At 66.2% G+C, this 18,465-nt stretch carries 23 protein-coding genes; 6 read left to right on the top strand and 17 right to left on the bottom strand.

Annotated features, from left to right (window positions below; all coding sequences use genetic code 11):
- Nucleotides 1-30 precede the first annotated feature (30 nt).
- From rpsE to rplN, 8 genes are read right to left on the bottom strand one after another with little or no spacing between them, the layout of a single operon-like run.
- Entirely contained in the window at nucleotides 31-549 is a 519-nt protein-coding gene (rpsE, locus tag ASC78_RS24950; protein WP_042577478.1) for a 30S ribosomal protein S5, read from the bottom strand.
- Between the two features lie 18 nt (nucleotides 550-567).
- A complete protein-coding gene (rplR, locus tag ASC78_RS24945; protein WP_038111818.1) occupies nucleotides 568-933 on the bottom strand; it encodes a 50S ribosomal protein L18 in 366 nt (121 codons plus the stop codon).
- Nucleotides 934-947: 14 nt separating this feature from the next.
- Nucleotides 948-1,481, bottom strand: coding sequence for a 50S ribosomal protein L6 (gene rplF / locus ASC78_RS24940; RefSeq protein ID WP_055807816.1), 534 nt, complete (start codon nucleotides 1,479-1,481; stop codon nucleotides 948-950).
- A 24-nt stretch (nucleotides 1,482-1,505) separates the two neighbouring features.
- Nucleotides 1,506-1,901 (bottom strand): 30S ribosomal protein S8, encoded by a 396-nt coding sequence (gene rpsH, locus ASC78_RS24935; protein WP_055807814.1) that lies wholly within the window; start codon nucleotides 1,899-1,901, stop codon nucleotides 1,506-1,508.
- A gap of 20 nt (nucleotides 1,902-1,921) precedes the next feature.
- Nucleotides 1,922-2,227 (bottom strand): 30S ribosomal protein S14, encoded by a 306-nt coding sequence (rpsN, locus tag ASC78_RS24930; RefSeq protein WP_015867798.1) that lies wholly within the window; start codon nucleotides 2,225-2,227, stop codon nucleotides 1,922-1,924.
- A gap of 8 nt (nucleotides 2,228-2,235) precedes the next feature.
- Nucleotides 2,236-2,775: a 50S ribosomal protein L5 gene (rplE, locus tag ASC78_RS24925; protein ID WP_013544114.1), complete on the bottom strand. Its 540-nt coding sequence runs from the start codon at nucleotides 2,773-2,775 to the stop codon at nucleotides 2,236-2,238.
- 11 nt (nucleotides 2,776-2,786) lie between these two features.
- Complete coding sequence (gene rplX, locus ASC78_RS24920; RefSeq protein WP_015867799.1) at nucleotides 2,787-3,119, bottom strand: 50S ribosomal protein L24; 333 nt, start codon at nucleotides 3,117-3,119, stop codon at nucleotides 2,787-2,789.
- 13 nt (nucleotides 3,120-3,132) lie between these two features.
- Entirely contained in the window at nucleotides 3,133-3,501 is a 369-nt protein-coding gene (gene rplN / locus ASC78_RS24915) for a 50S ribosomal protein L14 (protein WP_009124801.1), read from the bottom strand.
- Between the two features lie 256 nt (nucleotides 3,502-3,757).
- Here rplN and ASC78_RS24910 point away from each other — a divergent pair, with 256 nt between their 5' ends.
- Nucleotides 3,758-4,891: an esterase-like activity of phytase family protein gene (locus ASC78_RS24910; protein WP_055807920.1), complete on the top strand. Its 1,134-nt coding sequence runs from the start codon at nucleotides 3,758-3,760 to the stop codon at nucleotides 4,889-4,891.
- Nucleotides 4,888-5,745 carry a pyrroline-5-carboxylate reductase gene (gene proC, locus ASC78_RS24905; protein WP_055807812.1) on the top strand — a complete coding sequence of 286 codons (858 nt, stop codon included), beginning with the start codon at nucleotides 4,888-4,890 and terminating at the stop codon, nucleotides 5,743-5,745. Before ASC78_RS24910 ends, proC begins: the two co-directional genes overlap by 4 nt.
- A gap of 21 nt (nucleotides 5,746-5,766) precedes the next feature.
- Here proC and ubiA read toward each other — a convergent pair whose 3' ends face one another.
- From ubiA to recG, 4 genes are all read right to left on the bottom strand, one after another.
- Nucleotides 5,767-6,627 (bottom strand): 4-hydroxybenzoate octaprenyltransferase, encoded by an 861-nt coding sequence (gene ubiA / locus ASC78_RS24900; RefSeq protein ID WP_055807810.1) that lies wholly within the window; start codon nucleotides 6,625-6,627, stop codon nucleotides 5,767-5,769.
- A 69-nt stretch (nucleotides 6,628-6,696) separates the two neighbouring features.
- Nucleotides 6,697-7,281 carry a Dps family protein gene (locus ASC78_RS24895; RefSeq protein ID WP_082517652.1) on the bottom strand — a complete coding sequence of 195 codons (585 nt, stop codon included), beginning with the start codon at nucleotides 7,279-7,281 and terminating at the stop codon, nucleotides 6,697-6,699.
- A gap of 138 nt (nucleotides 7,282-7,419) precedes the next feature.
- On the bottom strand, nucleotides 7,420-8,385 hold the full coding sequence (locus ASC78_RS24890; RefSeq protein WP_055807808.1) for a LysR substrate-binding domain-containing protein: 966 nt from the start codon (nucleotides 8,383-8,385) through the stop codon (nucleotides 7,420-7,422).
- A 95-nt stretch (nucleotides 8,386-8,480) separates the two neighbouring features.
- Nucleotides 8,481-10,610: an ATP-dependent DNA helicase RecG gene (gene recG / locus ASC78_RS24885; RefSeq protein WP_055807806.1), complete on the bottom strand. Its 2,130-nt coding sequence runs from the start codon at nucleotides 10,608-10,610 to the stop codon at nucleotides 8,481-8,483.
- Nucleotides 10,611-10,693: 83 nt separating this feature from the next.
- On the opposite strand from recG, the gene queA reads away from it, so the two are divergent.
- From queA to tgt, 3 genes are read left to right on the top strand one after another with little or no spacing between them, the layout of a single operon-like run.
- On the top strand, nucleotides 10,694-11,737 hold the full coding sequence (gene queA / locus ASC78_RS24880) for a tRNA preQ1(34) S-adenosylmethionine ribosyltransferase-isomerase QueA (protein WP_055807804.1): 1,044 nt from the start codon (nucleotides 10,694-10,696) through the stop codon (nucleotides 11,735-11,737).
- Nucleotides 11,734-12,975, top strand: coding sequence for a PQQ-dependent sugar dehydrogenase (locus ASC78_RS24875; RefSeq protein ID WP_055807802.1), 1,242 nt, complete (start codon nucleotides 11,734-11,736; stop codon nucleotides 12,973-12,975). Before queA ends, ASC78_RS24875 begins: the two co-directional genes overlap by 4 nt.
- Nucleotides 12,972-14,168: a tRNA guanosine(34) transglycosylase Tgt gene (gene tgt / locus ASC78_RS24870; protein WP_055807800.1), complete on the top strand. Its 1,197-nt coding sequence runs from the start codon at nucleotides 12,972-12,974 to the stop codon at nucleotides 14,166-14,168. The genes ASC78_RS24875 and tgt overlap by 4 nt, the downstream gene beginning before the upstream one ends.
- Before the next feature lie 21 nt (nucleotides 14,169-14,189).
- Here the strand turns inward: tgt and ASC78_RS24865 are convergent, their stop codons facing one another.
- Nucleotides 14,190-14,573 carry a hypothetical protein gene (locus ASC78_RS24865; RefSeq protein ID WP_235505202.1) on the bottom strand — a complete coding sequence of 128 codons (384 nt, stop codon included), beginning with the start codon at nucleotides 14,571-14,573 and terminating at the stop codon, nucleotides 14,190-14,192.
- Between the two features lie 131 nt (nucleotides 14,574-14,704).
- Here ASC78_RS24865 and ASC78_RS24860 point away from each other — a divergent pair, with 131 nt between their 5' ends.
- Complete coding sequence (locus tag ASC78_RS24860; RefSeq protein ID WP_055807796.1) at nucleotides 14,705-15,496, top strand: SDR family NAD(P)-dependent oxidoreductase; 792 nt, start codon at nucleotides 14,705-14,707, stop codon at nucleotides 15,494-15,496.
- 71 nt (nucleotides 15,497-15,567) lie between these two features.
- Here ASC78_RS24860 and ASC78_RS24855 read toward each other — a convergent pair whose 3' ends face one another.
- The 4 genes from ASC78_RS24855 to ASC78_RS24840 all read right to left on the bottom strand — a co-directional run bounded on the left by ASC78_RS24855 (nucleotide 15,568) and on the right by ASC78_RS24840 (nucleotide 18,447).
- The gene (locus ASC78_RS24855) at nucleotides 15,568-15,942 is read right to left on the bottom strand and encodes a DUF3597 domain-containing protein (RefSeq protein WP_055807794.1); all 375 of its coding nucleotides are present in this window, start codon (nucleotides 15,940-15,942) and stop codon (nucleotides 15,568-15,570) included.
- 90 nt (nucleotides 15,943-16,032) lie between these two features.
- The gene (locus ASC78_RS24850; protein WP_055807792.1) at nucleotides 16,033-17,142 is read right to left on the bottom strand and encodes a zinc ribbon domain-containing protein; all 1,110 of its coding nucleotides are present in this window, start codon (nucleotides 17,140-17,142) and stop codon (nucleotides 16,033-16,035) included.
- 46 nt (nucleotides 17,143-17,188) lie between these two features.
- Nucleotides 17,189-17,983, bottom strand: a complete 795-nt coding sequence (locus tag ASC78_RS24845; RefSeq protein ID WP_055807790.1) for a DUF2145 domain-containing protein — start codon at nucleotides 17,981-17,983, stop codon at nucleotides 17,189-17,191.
- Nucleotides 17,980-18,447: a hypothetical protein gene (locus tag ASC78_RS24840; protein WP_055807788.1), complete on the bottom strand. Its 468-nt coding sequence runs from the start codon at nucleotides 18,445-18,447 to the stop codon at nucleotides 17,980-17,982. The genes ASC78_RS24845 and ASC78_RS24840 overlap by 4 nt, the downstream gene beginning before the upstream one ends.
- Nucleotides 18,448-18,465 lie beyond the last annotated feature (18 nt).

The raw sequence follows: 18,465 nt of genomic DNA, 5'->3' as shown, positions 1-18,465 counted from the left end.
TGCTTCCTTCAGCCTTGCGAGAGCTTGCGCTCAGGCGAAGATTTCTTCGACGGTCAGGCCGCGCTTGGCAGCCACTTCGGACGCGGTCGTCGAGTTCTTCAACCCGTCGAGCGTGGCGCGAACCATGTTGTAGGGGTTCGACGAACCATGGCTCTTGGCCACGATGTCGGTGATGCCCATGACTTCGAACACGGCGCGCATCGGGCCGCCGGCGATGATGCCGGTACCCTTCGGGGCGGGGATCATGACGACCGAAGCGGCGCCATGGTGACCCGTCACGCGGTGATGCAGCGTGCCGTTCTTGATCGAGATCTTGGCCAGGTTGCGGCGGGCTTCTTCCATCGCCTTTTGCACGGCAGCAGGCACTTCCTTCGACTTGCCCTTGCCCATGCCGACGCGGCCTTCGCCGTCGCCCACGACGGTCAGTGCTGCGAAACCGAGGATACGACCACCCTTCACCACCTTGGTGACGCGGTTGATCGCGATCATCTTCTCGCGCAAACCGTCTTCAGGGCCTTCGTTCTGCGTTCTTGCTTGAATCTTTGCCATTTTGAATCTCGTGTCCGGTTAGAACTGCAGACCGGCTTCGCGAGCCGCATCGGCCAGCGCCTTGACGCGGCCGTGGTACGCAAAACCTGCGCGGTCGAAGGCGACCTTCTCGACGCCGGCAGCCTTCGCCTTTTCAGCGATGCGCTTGCCGATGGCCGTTGCAGCGGCGGCATTGCCACCCTTGCCCGAGCCGCCGAGTGCGGTGCGCACTTCGGCTTCGGCCGTCGATGCGGTGGCAATCACCTTGGTGCCGTCGTCGGAGATGACGGTGGCGTAGATGTGCAGATTGGTGCGGTTCACCGTCAGACGGGCCACGCCCTGCGTCGCGATGCGAATGCGGGTCTGGCGCGAGCGGCGAAGACGCTGTGCTTTTTTGGTCAACATCATTTTGCTGCCCCTTACTTCTTCTTGGTCTCTTTGATCACGATCTTCTCGTCCGAATAACGGATGCCCTTGCCCTTGTAAGGCTCAGGCGGACGAACAGCGCGGATCTCAGCGGCGATTTGACCAACGCGCTGACGGTCAGCACCCTTGATCACGATTTCGGTCGGGGTCGCGGTGGCCACCGTGATGCCTTGGGGCATTTCGATGTTGACCGGATGCGAATAACCGACTTGCAGGTTCAACTTGTTGTTGGAGGCTGCAGCCTTGTAGCCGACGCCGACCAGGTTGAGCTTCTTCTCGAAGCCCTTGGTCACGCCAACCACCATGTTGTTCACCAGCTGACGGATCGTGCCGCTCATCGCGTTCGCTTCACGCGACTCGTTGGCGGGCTCGAAATTCAGCTTGCCGTCATTGCTGACGACCTTGACCAGCACATTGCGTGCAAGGTTGAGCGTGCCGCCCGTGCCCTTGACGCTGATCTGGTCTTCCTTGATCGACACATCCACGCCTGCGGGGATGGTGATCGGCATTTTTCCTACTCGGGACATTTCAGTTACTCCTCGATGTCTCGGTTAGGCGACGTAGCACAGCACTTCGCCACCGACACCGGTAGCGCGTGCCTTGCGGTCCGTCATCACGCCCTTGGGGGTCGTGACGATCGCAACGCCGAGGCCGTTCTGGACTTGCGGAATGGAAGCACTGGCCTTGTAGACGCGCAGGCCGGGACGGCTCACGCGCTCGATGCGCTCGATGACCGGGCGGCCAGCGTAGTACTTCAGCGTGATGACGAGTTCGGACTTGCCGTCTTCGGTCTTCACTTCGAAGCCGTCGATATAGCCTTCGTCCTTCAGGACCTGTGCAATCGCAGCCTTCACCTTGGAAGACGGGATCGACACAGTGGGCTTCGCCACCATCTGCGCGTTACGGATACGCGTCAGCAGGTCGGCAATGGGATCACTCATGCTCATGTTGTTTGCTCCTGCCTGGCTTACCAGCTGGCCTTGGTGACACCGGGGATGTCGCCATTGAAAGCCAGTTCGCGGATCTTGGCGCGGGCCAGACCGAATTGACGGAAGGTGCCACGCGGGCGACCGGTGATTTCGCAACGGTTGCGCTGACGCGTGGGGTTCGCGTTGCGCGGGAGCTTTTGCAGGCCCAGGCGGGCAGCAGCGCGCTCTTCGTCGCTCTTCTTCAGGTCGTTGGAAATCGCCTTCAGTTCCGCGTGCTTCGCAGCGTACTTGGCGACCAGCTTGTCACGCTTGAGTTCGCGTTGGATCAGGGATTGTTTAGCCACGGTTCGCCTCAGTTCTTGAACGGAAAACGGAAACCAGCGAGAAGCGCCTTGGCTTCTTCATCGGTCTTGGCCGTCGTCGTGATGCTGATGTTGAGACCGCGCAGGGCATCGACCTTGTCGTATTCGATCTCGGGGAAAATGATCTGTTCCTTGACGCCGATGTTGTAGTTGCCACGGCCGTCGAACGCACGGCCGGAGATGCCGCGGAAGTCGCGAACACGCGGCAGCGCGATGGTCACGAAACGGTCCAGGAACTCATACATCTGCACGCCACGCAGCGTGACCATGCAGCCGATGGGCTGGTTTTCGCGGATCTTGAAACCGGCGATGGCCTTCTTCGACTTGGTGACCACGGGCTTCTGGCCGGCGATCTTGGTCAGGTCGGCAACTGCGTTGTCCAGGACCTTCTTGTCGGCGACAGCTTCACCCACGCCCATGTTGAGCGTGATCTTGGTGAGGCGGGGGACCTGCATCGGCGACTTGTAGCCGAACTTTTCCGTCAGGTCTTTCGCGATCTTTTCGCGATAGTGTTGTTGGAGACGTGCCATGTGAGTACCTCTTAGGCGAACTTGATTTCGTCGCCGCTCGACTTGAAGACGCGAACAGCCACGCGCTTGCCGTCAGCACCCTGGGTGATCTTGATGCCCACGCGATCGGCCTTGCCGGTCGCGGCATTGAAGATCGCCACGTTGGATTGGTGAATGGGCATGGTCTTTTCGACGATGCCGCCGGTCGTACCCTTGAGGGGGTTCGGCTTGGCGTGCTTCTTGACGATGTTCACGCCCTCGACGACGAGATGCGAATCATCCTTGCGAAGCGAGACGGTGCCGCGCTTGCCCTTGTCGCGCCCGGCCAACACGATGACCTGGTCGCCTTTGCGAATCTTGTTCATGGCGTTGTTGTCCTTACAGAACTTCGGGGGCCAGCGACACGATCTTCATGAACTTTTCGGTGCGCAGCTCGCGCGTCACCGGTCCGAAGATGCGGGTGCCGATAGGCTCCAGCTTGGCGTTGAGCAACACAGCTGCGTTGCCATCGAATTTGACGAGGGAGCCGTCGGCGCGACGGATGCCCTTGGCGGTGCGGACCACCACTGCGCTGTAGATCTCGCCCTTCTTGACGCGACCACGCGGAGCGGCTTCCTTGATGCTCACCTTGATGACGTCGCCCACGCTGGCGTAACGCCGCTTGGAGCCACCGAGCACCTTGATACACAGGACGGACTTCGCGCCTGTGTTGTCGGCCACTTCGAGCCGGGATTCAGTTTGGATCATTGCTAGTAGTTCCCAACTTGTACCGATGCGCCTCCGGGAGGGAAACGCTGCGGTCAGTCTTGGGCCCGTCGTCTGCACCTCGAACCACTCGAGGCACTTCCGCTTTGGGCTGAAAGCTTCGCCTTTTTGAAGCGAAGCCTGCGATTGTTGCACGGTGGCCAGGGCATGTCAACTGCCTTCTGACACGAAATGCACTGGAACTAGACTTGGCGGCGTGCATACCGTCAATTCAGGCCCCGTAGCTCCCGCATCTCCCCTGCGCCGCAGGCTGCTGGCCAGCGCGGCCGCCGCTGCAGCGGGGTCGGGACTGGCCGGCTGCGGCAGCCCGGTGATCCCCACTGCCACAACGGTAAGGCTGCGCCGCTTGGCCGAGGCGTACTGGCCGCACCGGCTGAATATACAGGGCACTACGGCGGGCGGCCTCTCCGGCATAGACTACGACGCAGAAAGAAGTGAGTACATCCTTCTCAGCGATGATCGGTCAGACCTGAACCCCGCCCGTTTTTATACCGCTCAATGGGCACCGCCGTGGCTGCAGCCGCCCGCGCCGAAGAGCGTCGTGCAATTGCAACGCCCTGGCGGCGGCCCCTGGCTCGCGCGCCGCCGGGCCGAGGCCCAGGCGCCCGTGCCCGACCCAGAGGCACTGCGCCTGCGTCCAAGAACCGGAACCCTGCTCTGGACCAGCGAAGGCGACGTGACACGGGGATTCGGACCTGCTTTCTACGAATCGGCGCGCGATGGCCGGCTGCTGCGCGAGTTTCCCCTGCCGGCCATGTTCAATGCCGATGCCTCGCAGCGCCGCGGCCCACGCGACAACCTGGGACTGGAGGGCCTGGCGCTCACGCCCGACGGCCGCCACGCCTGGCTTGCCATGGAAAACGCGCTGATCCAGGATGGCCCGACCCCCACCACCAGGGCGCCGGGCGGCCCCTGCCGGCTGACCCGCATGGACCTGGAAACCGGCAAGGCCACGCGCCAGATTGCCTATGTTCCCGATGCGATTCCGCAGCGGCCGCTGATTCCCGGCAGCCTTGCCGACAATGGCATCAGCGAGGTCCTGATGCTCGACGCCGACCGCATGCTGGTGCTGGAACGCGCCTATGCCACGGGCGCCGGAAACTCGTTGCGCCTCTACGAGATCGATACCCGCGACGCCACCGATGTGCTGGACATCGACGCGCTCGCCGCGGGCAACCATCGCCCCGCGGCGAAGACGCTGGTCGCCGACTTTGCCCAGCTCGGCCTTTCGCGCCTCGACAACACCGAAGGCATGTGCTGGGGGCCGGCGCTGCCGGACGGCAAGCGCATGCTGGTGGTGGTGAGCGACGACAATTTCAACCCGCTGCAGACAACCCAGTTCGCGGCATTCGAATACACCGACCGACCATGACCATTGCCGTCACATTCCTGCCCCGCACCGGCCCGGCGCCGCTCCCCCCCATTGCCTTCATCGGCGGCGGCAACATGGCCAGCGCCATCATCGGCGGCCTCATCAAGCAGGGCACGCCCGCCGACGCCTTCGAGGTGGTCGAGCCCTTCGAGGAGGCTCGCCGGAAACTGGCGCAGTCCTTCGGCATCACCGCACACAACGAGGCCGGCGAAGCCCTTTCGCGCTGCGCCGTGGTGGTGTGGGCGGTCAAGCCGCAGACTTTTGCGGACGCGGCCCTGCCGGTGCGCCCCTTCGCCGAAAACGCGCTGCACCTGAGCGTGGCTGCAGGCATTCCATCGGGCAGCATTGCGCGCTGGCTCGGCAGCGAACGCGTGGTGCGCGCCATGCCCAACACGCCCGCGCTGGTGGGCCAGGGCATGACCGGCCTCTATGCACGCGCCGGGGTGGACGCGGCCGATCGCGCCCTGGTCGGGCAGCTGCTGGCGCCGACCGGCGAGCTGCTCTGGGTCGACGACGAAGCCGCGCTCGACGCGGTCACGGCCATGTCCGGCTCGGGCCCGGCCTACGTGTTCTATTTCATCGAGGCCATGACCGAAGCCGGGGTCGAAATGGGCCTGTCGCCCGACCAGGCGCAGCGGCTGGCCATTGGCACCTTCACCGGGGCCTCAGCGCTGGCGCATAGCGCCACCGAGCCGCCGTCGGTGCTGCGCGAACGGGTGACCTCGAAGGGTGGAACCACTTACGCGGCCCTCACTTCGCTCGAGGGTGCCGACGTCAAGGCGAAGTTCAAGACCGCGATTCGCGCGGCGCAGAAGCGCGCGGCGGAACTGGGCGAGGAATTCGGCAAGGCCTGAGCGGCCCGGTCTTCGCCCGCTCTATTTCAGCGCATAGCCGCCTGCGATGCCGGCGAACACCGTGAAGCCGAGCCAATGGTTCAGGCGGAAGGCCTTGAAACAGCCGTCGCGGGTGCGGCCGCGAATCAGCTGCCAGTGCCAGACGGCCTGCGCCGCGGCGATGCCGATGGCTGCGAAAAACACGGCGCCCAGGCCCTGGCTGGCCCCAGCCCAAGCCCAGACGGCCAGGAAGATCGCGTAGCTTGCCATCACCGCCGCCACGTCGAAGCGGCCGAAGGTGATGGCCGAGGTCTTCATGCCGATCTTGAGGTCGTCGTCGCGGTCGACCATTGCATATTCGGTGTCGTAGGCCAGCACCCAGAACAGATTGCCGGCCAGCAGCCAGGCAGCGAACACCGGAACCGTCGATTGCACCGCCGCAAAGGCCATCGGAATGCCAAAGCTGAAGGCGATGCCGAGCACCGCCTGCGGAACCGACACGAAGCGCTTGGCGAACGGATAGGCCAGCGTGATGGCCAGCGCCGCGAACGACCAAAGAATGGTGAGCCGATTGGTCGTGAGCACCAGCCCGAAGGCCGCTAGCGCCAGCACCGCGCCCAGCAGCAGCGCCTCCTTGACCGACACCGCGCCGCTGGTCACCGGCCGCTGCGCGGTGCGCTTCACATGGCGGTCGAAGTCGCGGTCGGCCACGTCGTTGACGCAGCAGCCCGCACTGCGCATGAGGACGGTGCCCAGCGCGAACACCACCAGCAGATGCCAGCCCGGCCAGCCCCCTGAAGCAAACCAGAGCGCCCCCAGCGTAGGCCAGAGCAGCAGCAGCCAGCCCGCGGGGCGGTTCCAGCGAATCAGGTCGAGATAGAGCGCAAAACGGCGGGCGAGCATGCGGCAGGCAAAAAAAGAGCGGCCATTGTGCCGCTCTCGGTGCCAAGGCTCGGCGAGCCCCGCGCTTTTTCAGTCCTCGAGCAGCGAGCGCAGCATCCAGGCGGTCTGGTCGTGCACCGTGCAGCGCGCGGTCAGCATGTCGGCCGTCGGGTCGTCGCCGGCTTCCTCGGCCACGGGAATGAATTCGCGCGCGATGCGCGACACGGTCTCGTGGCCCTTGACCAGGATGCGCACCATCTCCATTGCCTTGGGCGGGGTCTGCGGCACGTCCGGCACGGTGGCGATCTTGCTGAACTCCGCGTAAGAGCCCGGCGCGTAATGGCCCAGCGCGCGAATGCGCTCGGCGAGCACGTCGGTGGCGCCCCAGAGTTCGGTGTACTGTCCCATGAACATCGCATGCAGCGAATTGAAGTGCGGCCCCGTCACGTTCCAATGAAAGTTGTGGGTGGTGAGGTAGAGCGTGTAGGTGTCGGCCAGCACGCGGCTCAGGCCCTCGGCAATGGCGGCGCGGTCCTGGCGCTCGATGCCGATGTTGATGATTGGCGCGTTGCGGCTGCCGGACTCCTGCGCCACCTGGGCATTGCCCTTCTTTGGCACCTTGCCCTTCGAAGAGGACGACGACGTGTTTTTCGATGTCTTCGATTCTTTTGCCATGGCGTGAATTTCTTTCTTCAAACTTTTGGGAGACAGGCCTGTGATTCTGAAAGCCGACCCGCGGCTTCGCAACAGCGCCACTCTATCCCGGCGATGAACGAAATCGAACAGCCGCCACGTAGGCCAGGTTCGCGACTTTTATGACAGCCGCTTGACGCCCGGCAACTCGCACGCATAGATGGCGTTGCGCAACGCGGCGATCGCCTCGTAGCGCGTGAAGGTGCGGCGCCAGGCCAGCACCACTCGCCGCGTCGGAGGATCGCGGTCCTGTGCGTCGCGCACCGGCAGGTAGCGCACCATCTGCTCGAGCTCCTTGCGCCCCTTGACCTTGGGCTTGAGCGCTTCGGCGGGCACCGACAGGCGCGGCACCAGCGTCACGCCCATGCCCGAGGCCACCATGTGCTTGATGGTTTCGAGCGAGGAACCCTCGAAGCTCTTGCGAATACCCTCCGCGTTGCTCGAGAAGCGCGCGAACTCGGGGCACACCTCGAGCACATGGTCGCGAAAGCAATGGCCGGTGCCGAGCAGCAGCATGGTTTCATTCTGCAGTTCGTCGGACGTGATGGATTCGCGATCCGCGAACTTGTGCTTGATGGGCAGCGCGGCCACGAAGGGCTCGTCGTAGAGCGGCGCCATCGCCAGCCCCGTGTCGGGAAAAGGCTCGGCCATGATCGCGCAGTCGATCTCGCCGGCGCGCAGCATCTCCAGCAGCTTGGCAGTGAAGTTCTCCTGCAGCACCAGCGGCATCTGGGGCGTGCGCGAAATCACCTGGCGCACGAGGTCGGGCAGCAGGTAGGGGCCAATGGTGTAGATGACACCGAGGTTCAGCGGTCCGGCCAGCGGGTCTTTGCCGCGCTTGGCAATTTCCTTGATGCTGGCGGCCTGGTCGAGCACGCTCTGCGCCTGCTGCACGATCTGCTCGCCGAGCGGCGTCACGGTCACTTCGCCGGCGCTGCGCTCGAAGAGCTTGACCTCGAGCTCGTCCTCGAGCTTCTTGATGGCCACGGAGAGCGTCGGTTGGGAGACGTAGCAGGCCTCGGCGGCCTTGCCGAAGTGCCGTTCGCGGGCTACTGCGACGATGTATTTGAGTTCGGTGAGAGTCATAGCTTGCGTCAATTATGCGCAAGCCTCTGTAAGCGGGCACTGCCTGGGGTCGGCGTGCGCCCGACAACGCTCCGCGCGCAGGCGCCTGGCTCGGCCTACGCCTTCAGGTACTCGGCCTTCGTGCCAAGCCAGCGGTCGATGTGGCGCTGCGCCAGGTCCGGGTGCTTCTCGAGCATGACGGGCGCCAGTTCGCGCGCCCAGTCGAGCAGCATCACGTCACTGTTCAGGTCGGCAAAGCGCAGCAGCGGCGCACCCGACTGCCGCGCGCCCAGGAATTCGCCCGGACCCCGAATTTCGAGATCGCGCCGCGCAATCTCGAAACCGTCGCTGGTCTCGGCCATGGCCTTGAGCCGCGCCCGCGCCGCCTCGCCCACGCGGCCGCTGTCGCCGGGCGCATAGAGCAGCACGCAGGCCGAGGCCGCGGCGCCGCGCCCCACGCGGCCACGCAGCTGGTGCAGTTGCGAGAGGCCGAAGCGCTCGGCATGCTCGATCACCATCAGCGAGGCGTTGGGCACGTCCACGCCCACTTCGATCACGGTGGTGCTCACCAGCACCTGGATTTTATTGGCGGTGAAAGCCGCCATCACGGCCTGTTTCTCGGCCGTGGGCATGCGCGAATGCAGCAGCCCCACGTTGACGGCCGGACCGAGCGAGTCCGCGAGCTCGTCGCGCGTTTCGGTGGCGTTGCGCAGATCGACGGCCTCGCTCTCTTCGATCAGCGGGCAGACCCAGTAGACCTGCCGCCCTTGCCCGAGCTGCGCCTGGATGCGCGCGATCACCTCGTCGCGCCGGTGGTCGGCCACCAGCTTGGTGACGATGGGCGTGCGGCCCGGCGGCAGCTCGTCGAGCGTGGACACGTCGAGGTCGGCGTAGTAGCTCATCGCCAGCGTGCGCGGGATGGGCGTGGCGCTCATCATCAAGAGGTGCGGCTCGAGGTGACCCACGGCCTTGCCGCGCAGCGCCAGCCGCTGTGCCACGCCGAAGCGATGCTGCTCGTCGATGATCGCAAGCGCGAGGTTCTTGAAGCGCACTTTTTCCGAAATGACGGCATGCGTGCCGATCACCAGGGCCGCCTCGCCGCTTTCGACCGCGGCCGACATGGTGTCGCGCTCCTTCTTCTTCTGGCTGCCCGTGAGCCAGGCCACGCGCAGGCCGCGCTCGGCCAGCAGCGGGTCGAGCCATCCGACCAGCTTGCCGAAGTGCTGGGCGGCAAGAATTTCAGTCGGCGCCATCAGCGCGCACTGAAAGCCCGCATCGATGCAGCGCGCCGCCGCGAGCGCCGCCACCACGGTCTTCCCCGAGCCCACGTCGCCCTGCAGCAGGCGGTGCATCGGGATCTCGCGGGCCAGGTCGTGCGAGATCTCTTCGCCCACGCGCTGCTGCGCGCCCGTCAGGCCGAAGGGCAGCACGGCAAGCAATTGCGCATGCAGCGAACTCGGCTGCGGCTTGGGCGAAAAAGGCAGCTTCGGCGCACGCTGCGCCGCGCGTTCCAGCCGCGCCTGAAGCTGCGAGAGCTGCTGCGCCAGCAGCTCCTCCGCCTTGATGCGCTGCCACGCCGGATGGCTGTGGTCTTCGAGCGTGGCCATCGCCACGTCGGGCGTCGGGTAGTGCAGGAAGGTCAGCGAACTGCGCAAGTCCCAGGCGCCGCGAAGGCCGATCTGCACCGGTATCGTCTCGTCGAGCACCGCTCGCGCCAGGCCCGAGCGCACCTCGCGCCGGAGCACCGGCTGCGGCAGGCCGGCCACGGTGGAATACACGGGCGTAAGCGCCTCGGGCAGCGCCGTGCCGGCCGCCTTGACGGTCGGATGCATCATCTGCCGCCCGACGAAACCGCCGCGCACCTCCCCGCGTACGCGCACCCGGGCGCCGACCGCGAGCTGCTTCTGCTGCGAGGGATAGAAATTGAAGAAGCGCAGCTGGCAGGTGTCGCTGCCGTCGTCAATGGTGGCAATCAGTTGCCGCCGCGGTCGGTACACCACTTCGCACTCGGTCACCACGCCTTCGACCTGCGCCATGTCGCCGTCGCGCGTGTCGGCCAGCCGCACGATGCGCGTCTCGTCCTCGTAGCGCATCGGGAGGTAGAGCGCAAAGTCGATGTCGCGCACCAGGCCGAGCTTGCGCAGTGCGCGCTGCACGGCGCTCAGGCCCGCGCCGGGCGCGGCTGGGGCGGCGGCGGGTGGGCTTGAGGTCTTTTCGGGCGGCACTGACTTCGCGGAAGCGGGCATGGGACAATTCTGCCCGGCTCCAGCCACGCTTTTACTCATCTTCCACGCCTCCTTGGCACGGGCCCGTCCGGCCCTCAAGCACCATGCGCGCCTTCACGCTCTCCGATTTCGATTTCGCCCTGCCGCCCGAGCTGGTGGCGCAACACCCGGCCTCTGAACGCACCTCCTCCCGCCTGCTCGACGGCACCGGCAGCGAGCCCGTCGACCGCATCTTCAAGAACCTGCCTTCGTTGCTGCGCGAAGGCGACCTGTTGGTCTTCAACGACACGCGCGTGGTCAAGGCACGCCTCTTCGGCGAGAAGCCGACCGGCGGCAAGCTCGAGCTCTTGATCGAGCGCGTGCTGCAGGGCCACGAGGTTGTTGCGCATATGAAGGTCAGCAAGAAGCCGCCCGTGGGCACCACGCTGCAGATGGTGGGCGGCTTTCGTGCGACGCTGCTGGGCCGCTGGCCCGACGAGCAGGGCGCGCTGTTCCGGTTCGGCTTTGAAAGCGACGCGGGCGAAGATCCCTATGCGCTGATGGCCCGCTGCGGCCACGTGCCGCTGCCGCCCTACATCACGCACACCGATTCGGCCGACGACGAGAGCCGCTACCAGACCGTGTTCGCGCGGGTGCCCGGCGCCGTGGCCGCACCGACAGCCGCGCTGCATTTCGACGAAGCACTGCTGGACGAACTCGACGCGCGCGGCGTGCAACGCGCCAACGTCACGCTGCACGTGGGCGCCGGCACTTTCCAGCCGGTAAAGACCGAGAACATTGCCGAGCACACGATGCACGCCGAGCGCTACGAGGTGCCCGAAACCACGCGGCGCGCGATTGCCGAATGCAAGGCACGCGGCGGCCGCGTGGTCGCGGTCGGCACCACCACCGTGCGCACGCTCGAATCGTGGGCCAAGAGCGGCGAGGCCACGGGCGACACGCGCATTTTCATCACGCCAGGCTTTGCCTTCGAGCACGTCGACCAGCTGGTCACCAACTTCCACTTGCCGAAGAGCACGCTGATGATGCTGGTCTCGGCCTTTGCCGGCTACGAGCATGTGATGGCGCTTTATTCCCACGCCATTGCCCATCGATACCGCTTCTTCAGCTATGGCGACGCCATGCTGCTGGCGCGCGCCGCCCTATGAAGATCAGCGCCCCGCGCCTTTGGCTGGCCGCATTCGGGTGCGCGATGCTGCTGCCGGCGGCCGGCCATGCGCGCGGCTACACCCCGCAGGGGGTCTGTGGCGGCCATGCGCGGCTCGACATCGCCAGCCCCGCAGGCACCTGCGTCGCGCTGCTGGCCGACGAGGCACAGGGCCTGCGCGCGCCCCGGCGAATCCTCGAGGTGGCGCCGGGGCGCTACTGGGTGATCGACATGGGATCGTGGGAACCGCGACGCGGCCGCCTGCTTGAGATGGTGCTGCCCGCCGACGGTCCCGCGCCGCGGCGCGCGCACTTCAGCGTGCTGGCCGAGCAGCTCGACCGGCCGCTGGGGCTCGTTGCCGGACCCGACGGCAAAATCTACATCGGCGAGTCAGGCACGGTCTGGCGAACGCCGGTTCCTTCGCCCGGCGGCGCACTGCAGCGTGAGACGGTGATCGACGGGTTGCCGGGCGATGGCACGCATCCGCTCAAGGAACTGGCCTTCGGGCCGGGTGGACGGCTCTACGTGAACGTCGGCTCCGACTCCGATGCCTGCCGCGATGCGTCGTCGAAGCAATACCCGCTGCTCTGCCCCGACCTGGCCGGACCGAAGCCGCGCGCCACGGTGTACGAAGCCGTGCTCGCGGGGCCGGACTACAAGCTGCAGAGCTTCAAGCCCTTTGCCACAGGCCTGCGCAACTCGGTCGCATTGACCGTGCTGCCGGACGGCCCGGCCAAGGGCACGGTGCTGCAGGGCGAGAACTCCATCGACTACGAAGACGTGGGCCAGCCCCCCGAAGAGTTGAACCGGCTGCAAGCCGGGCGCGACTATGGCTGGCCCTATTGCGTCGGCAACCGCCGGCCCGCGCGCGGCTACGAGAACCGGCATGACTGCAAGGCCACCGAGGCTCCGCTGATGCTCTGGCCCGCGCACGTCGCACCGCTGCAGATGATCGTCGGGCCCGCGGGCAGCCGCTTTGCGGGCCAGCTGCTGGTGGCATGGCGCGGCCACCAGGCGCCCGGCCACCGCGTGGTGGGCTACAAGCTCAATGCGCGGGGCCTCCCCTCCGGAAAGCCGATCGAATGGCTCGCCGGCTGGAACCCCAAGCCCGGCGTGCGCCCGATGGGCCGCCCCACCGGCATCACCGTCGACCGGCAGGGCCGCCTGCTCGCCGTCGAAGACTTCAACCGTACCATCCTGATGCTGCTGCCGGACGCCGGCGCCGCCACCCAGAAATGACCGACGCCACGCCCCTGCCACGCCTGAAGTTCGAACTTCTCAAGACCGATCCCGACAGCCACGCGCGCCGGGCCACGCTCACGCTCAACCATGGCGTGGTGCAAACGCCGATCTTCATGCCCGTGGGCACCTACGGCACCGTCAAGGGCGTGATGCCGCGCAGCCTGGAAGAAATGGGTGCGCAGATCATCCTGGGCAACACCTTCCACCTCTGGATGCGTCCCGGCCTCGACGTCATGGCCAGCTTCGGCGGGCTGCACCAGTTCGAGAAGTGGAACAAGCCCATCCTCACCGACTCGGGCGGTTTCCAGGTGTGGTCGCTCGGCGCTATGCGCAAGATCAGCGAAGAGGGCGTGAAGTTCGCTTCGCCCGTCAACGGCGACAAGCTGTTCCTCACGCCCGAGGTCTCGATGCAGATCCAGACCATTCTCAACAGCGACATCGTGATGCAGTTCGACGAGTGCACGCCCTATGACACCAAGGGCCACATCACGACCGAGGCCGAGGCGCGCACTTCGATGGAGCTGAGCCTGCGCTGGGCCAAGCGCTGCCAGCACGAATTCGCGCGGCTCGAAAACCCGAACGCGCTGTTCGGCATCGTGCAGGGCGGCATGTTCGAAAACCTGCGCGAAGAATCCCTCGCCGCGCTGGTGGACATGGACTTTCCCGGCTACGCCATCGGCGGCGTGAGCGTGGGCGAGCCGAAGGAAGAGATGCTGCACATCATGGGCCACACGCCGCACCGGCTGCCCGCGAACAAGCCGCGCTATTTGATGGGCGTGGGTACCCCCGAAGACCTGGTGCAGGGTGTGGCCGACGGCGTCGACATGTTCGACTGCGTGATGCCCACGCGCAATGCGCGCAACGGCACGCTGTTCACGCGCTTCGGCGACCTGAAGATGCGCAACGCGCGGCACAAGAACGACCCGCAGCCCATCGACCCGAGCTGCACCTGCCATGCCTGCGCGGGCACGTCAGGCGTCTCGTGGAACGACGGCGGGCGCGAAGGCTTCAGCCGTGCCTACCTGCACCACCTCGACCGCTGCGCCGAAATGCTCGGGCCGATGCTCACCACCATCCACAACCTGCACTACTACCTGAACCTGATGCGCGAAATCCGCGAATCGCTCGAGGCGGACAGCTTCACGGCGTTCAGGGCGCGCTTCAAGACGGATCGCGCGCGCGGCGTGTAGCCGCCACGCATTGGCGCCCGTTTACTTGGCGGCCGCTGGCGCCTTGACCGACAGCGGCGTCGTATAAGGCTCGATGCGCAGCAGCTCGTTCTTGAACACCGCCACCTGCCGCAGCGGCGCTTGAACCAGGGCCCCGGCGGCATCCTTCTGCGATGCGTATTGCCAAAGCGTGAGCTGCCCCTTGGCCGCCAGCAATTCGGCCAGGCGCTGCACGGCGGGCGCCGAGCCTGTGCCGAGTTGCGCGGCCTCCACGCCGACAACAATCTCGTCGCGTGGCGAGACAATCTTGAAGAGCTGGATGGGCGCAGGGGCCTGGGCCCGCGCCGGCCGAACGGCGAGCGCCAGTGGAAGAAGCGCCAGTGCGGCGAGGCCGGTCATGGCACGGCGGCGGTAAAGGGTGTTCATGGGCCGCAAGCGTAGCCACGCAAGCGCCCGTTGCCCACATGCCGGAAGCCATACGCCACGCCACATACGCCAGAGGTATGCAGGAGTAAACCGGGTGCGCGGGCATGCGTTCATCCGCTACGCTCAACGGCATGACGACCGCTTCTTCCTCTTCAGCAATCACCGCATACACCGCGCGCTATCCCTCGCTGGCCGGTCGCACCGTGTTCATTTCAGGCGGTGCCACCGGCATCGGCGAAGCGCTGGTGCGGGCGTTCCACGGCCAGGGCGCGAAGGTCGGCTTCTGCGATCTCGACGCCGCCACGGGCCGCGCGCTCGCATCCCAATTGCAAGGCGGCAACCCGGCGCTGTTTTGCGAGTGCGACGTGACCGACACCGCCGCGCTCACCGCCGCCATTGCCGCGGTTCGGGCGCAGTTCGGTCCCATCGGCGTGCTGCTGAACAACGCCGCCAACGACCGGCGCCATGACATGGCCGACGTGACGAGCGAAGACTTCGATCGCCTGGTGGCGGTCAACTTCAAGCACCAGTTCTTCGCGGCGCAGGCCGTGGCCGATGACATGCGCACGCTGGGCGGCGGATCGATCATCAACTTCGGCTCGATCAGCTGGATGATCAAGGGCCGGGGCTATCCGGTCTACCAGGCCTGCAAGGCCGCCGCGCGTGGCCTCACGCGCTCGCTGGCGCGTGACCTGGGCAAAGAGAACATCCGCGTCAATTCGATCGTGCCTGGCTGGGTGATGACCGAACGGCAGATCAAGCTGTGGGTCAAGCCGGAGTCGGGCGCCGAAATCGATGCGGCCCAGTGCCTGCCGGGCCGCGTGATGGCCGAGGACATTGCCGCCATGGCGCTCTTCCTTGCCGCCGACGATTCGAAAATGTGCACCGCGCAAGACTTCGTGGTGGATGCCGGCTGGACCTGAGCCCCTGGCGCCCACTTGTCAAAAAGCAAGAAGCCCGGCATGCCGGGCTTCTTGCTTCGAGGGGCGGACGATCAGTCGCGCAGCTCGGCCGGAACCTTGCCGCCGTTGGCCGCCAGCTTGGTCATGACCTGGCGATGCAGCCAGATGTTCATCTTGGCGCTGTCGCTGGTGTCAGCGCCGTAGCTGAGCTCGCCGGCCAGCTGCTTGCGCGCGTCGAGGCTGCTGTCCAGGCCGAGCAGCTTCATCAGGTCGACGATGGATGTGCGCCAGTTCAGGCTGCTCGCGCCGGGCATGCCGTCGAGCAAGGCCTCGACGTCGACCACAGTGATGGCGGGCGGCGGCGCCGCGGCGGCCGGAGCACCGGCGGGGGCCGGTGCAGCCGCAGGTGCGTCGGCGGCGTGTGCGGACGGGAAGATCTTGGAAAGAATGCTGCCGAAAATGCTCATGCTGGGTGCTCCCTCTGTGTTGATGACTGAAATCCGCGTCCACCTCCGTGTCGCAGCCGGACGTTGTAGCACGGCCCTGCGGCGCTGCCGCTACACGGCAGGCTGAGCCGGTGCGCCGGGTGTGAACGAATCCGCAGAGCTCGCTGCCGATGCGAGCGGCACGCGCGGCAAGGCGGAGCTACCGCAGGCGTGGCAGAACTTCGAAAACGCGCTCTTGCGGGTTTCGCACTGGCCGCAGTGGTCGAACAGGCCGATGCCGCAGTGCGGGCAGAAGTCGATCTCGTTGTTCTTCAGGTCCACCGGCCGCTCGCAGCCGGGGCACACGTTCTTGCCGAGCCGCGTGAGGGCGGTGTCGTAGCTGAGCTCTTCGCGCCGCACCTGGTCGGGCTGTTGCTCGGCCAGCTTCTGGCGGGCAAGGTAGCGGTTCAGCGCGACGATGGCGTAGCGCCCCACGAGCACCGTGACCAGAATGCCCACCACGTAGCGCACGTAGCCGCCATAGCTCGGCATGTAGGGCACCAGCTCGACGAAGAAAGCGAATAGCGCAAAGAAGATGAAGCCCCAGACAAACGGCCAGTAGGTGCCCTTGCGCTTCTTCACGAACAGCCAGCCCGCCACCGCCAGCAGGGGCAGCGTGAGCGCAAGCCTGTAGCCGAACACGCGCAGTTCGACGCGGCGGTACTCGGCGTCCAGCTTGTCCTGGGCGGCGCGCTCCAGCACCGCCAGCGATTCCCGGGCACGCTGCTCGCCCTGCCGCGCATCGATCACGATCTGGTGCTGCGCATCCACCTTGCGCTGCACGGCGTCTTCCTTGTTCTTGAGCGCGTCGAGCGCCTTGGTGCGCGCGATGAGCTCCGTGTCCTGGTCGGGCTGCGCGGTGGCACGCCGGGTGGCAATCCAGTTGCCGAAGGTCTCGCGGGCGTTGGCGCTCGCCTGCTGCGCGGCACTGAGCTGCAGGCTGATCTGCTCGAGCTCCCGCGACGCAGCCAGTTCGGTCTTTTCCGCCGCCTTGATCGTCTCGCGCAGCGGCGCGGCCGCGGCACGGTCGATGAAGTCGTCGAGTTCGAGCGCTCGCTCGACCCGCGGCAGATCGCCCACGACAGTGCCGCCGAGCCCGATCAGGAAACTCGCGAACACCAGGGCCACCAGCCACAGGCCGCGGCGGAACCACTTCTCGGACAGACGCAATGACTTGCTCATTTTTTTCCTCTTTTCTTCTTCTGAAGCGCGCACGCTCCCGTTGCAACTACAGCTTGAAAGCCACCGGCGCCGCACCCAGACCAGCGCGCGGCAGCCATGCGAACAACGAATCGACCGTGACCGTTTCGATGCGGTCCGAAAACCGCTTGTCGTTCGGGTGATCGTCGAAGGCTACGTTGGCCGAGCCTACGCGGCCGCCCAGGCGAGTGAGCGGGCCGAGCCGCAGTGTCGTCGGTTCGTAGCCCTTGAACTGCATCCACGCCTGCGCCTGCCCGCGATTGACGATGGTCGCGGGCTCCATGGCTGCGGCAAGCGTCTCGACGGCCCACTGGTTCGACTGCTGGTACTTCTGGCCCCATACGTAGCTCACGATGCTGTAGGGCGCAACGTTCAGCCGGGTGATGCGCGACGGCGATTCGCGCAGCACGGCCAGAAGCTGCGTTTGGACCTGCGGCGTAGGCACCGCCCAGGCCGCTTCGTAGCGCCAAAGATCGTCGAGGAAGAACTCGCCGAGCCCCTGCCGGTACACCGCGGCCTCGGCCGTGCCGCACTGGTTGAGCTTGTGCACCACGCGCCACGGGCCTTCATCGGTCTTGTAGGCGATGCCCAGGTGCGAATAGCGAAGGCCGTACTTGCTCAGATCCTGCCCGGCACGCGCCAGGAGCACGACGCGGGCGCCGCTCGCATCCAGCTGCTGCGACGTGCGCTCGGCCAGCTGCATGCCCTTGACGATCAGCTCGGCCGTCGGCTTCGCCTGCTCGCAGGACCGGCCGGCCTGTGCCTGCAGCGGCATGGCGATTGCAAGCGCAAGCAGCAGCGAAGGAAAAAGCGCCCGCTTCATGACAGCCTCTCGTTGTGCAAGAGCGCGCGGCCGATCGCGTTGGGCACGAAGGCCAGCACCTCGCCCGCGGCCGACAGCACGATGCCGGTGCCGATCACGCTGACCAGCACGCCCGTGCCGACCGCCGTGGACACGCCATTGGCGGCGCGGCCCATCACCTTGACGCTGGCGCGGGCGCCATCCGAGGCGCGTTCCAGCAGGTAGACGGTGCCGTCGGCCGAAGCCTCGACCGCAATCACCGTGAGCATCGAGCCGCCCACCGAAAGCGCGGCAGGCACCGCGACCACCGCCGTGGCCGAAGCGCCCACGGCTGAAGCGGCACCCATGACCGAGGCCACGGGCAGCAGCGAGAGTGCGGCCGAAGCCTCGGAACCCCGGGTCTGAGCCTGGGCCTGAAGGGGCAGCGTCGCGCTGGCGAATACGGTGCAAGCAGCGACCAGAAGAGAAGCAATGGACTTTTTCATGGCGGTCTTTCGATGGTT

This window comes from Variovorax sp. Root318D1 (assembly GCF_001424835.1).
Lineage (GTDB): Bacteria > Pseudomonadota > Gammaproteobacteria > Burkholderiales > Burkholderiaceae_C > Variovorax.
This window is presented reverse-complemented; position numbering and strand designations above follow the sequence as displayed.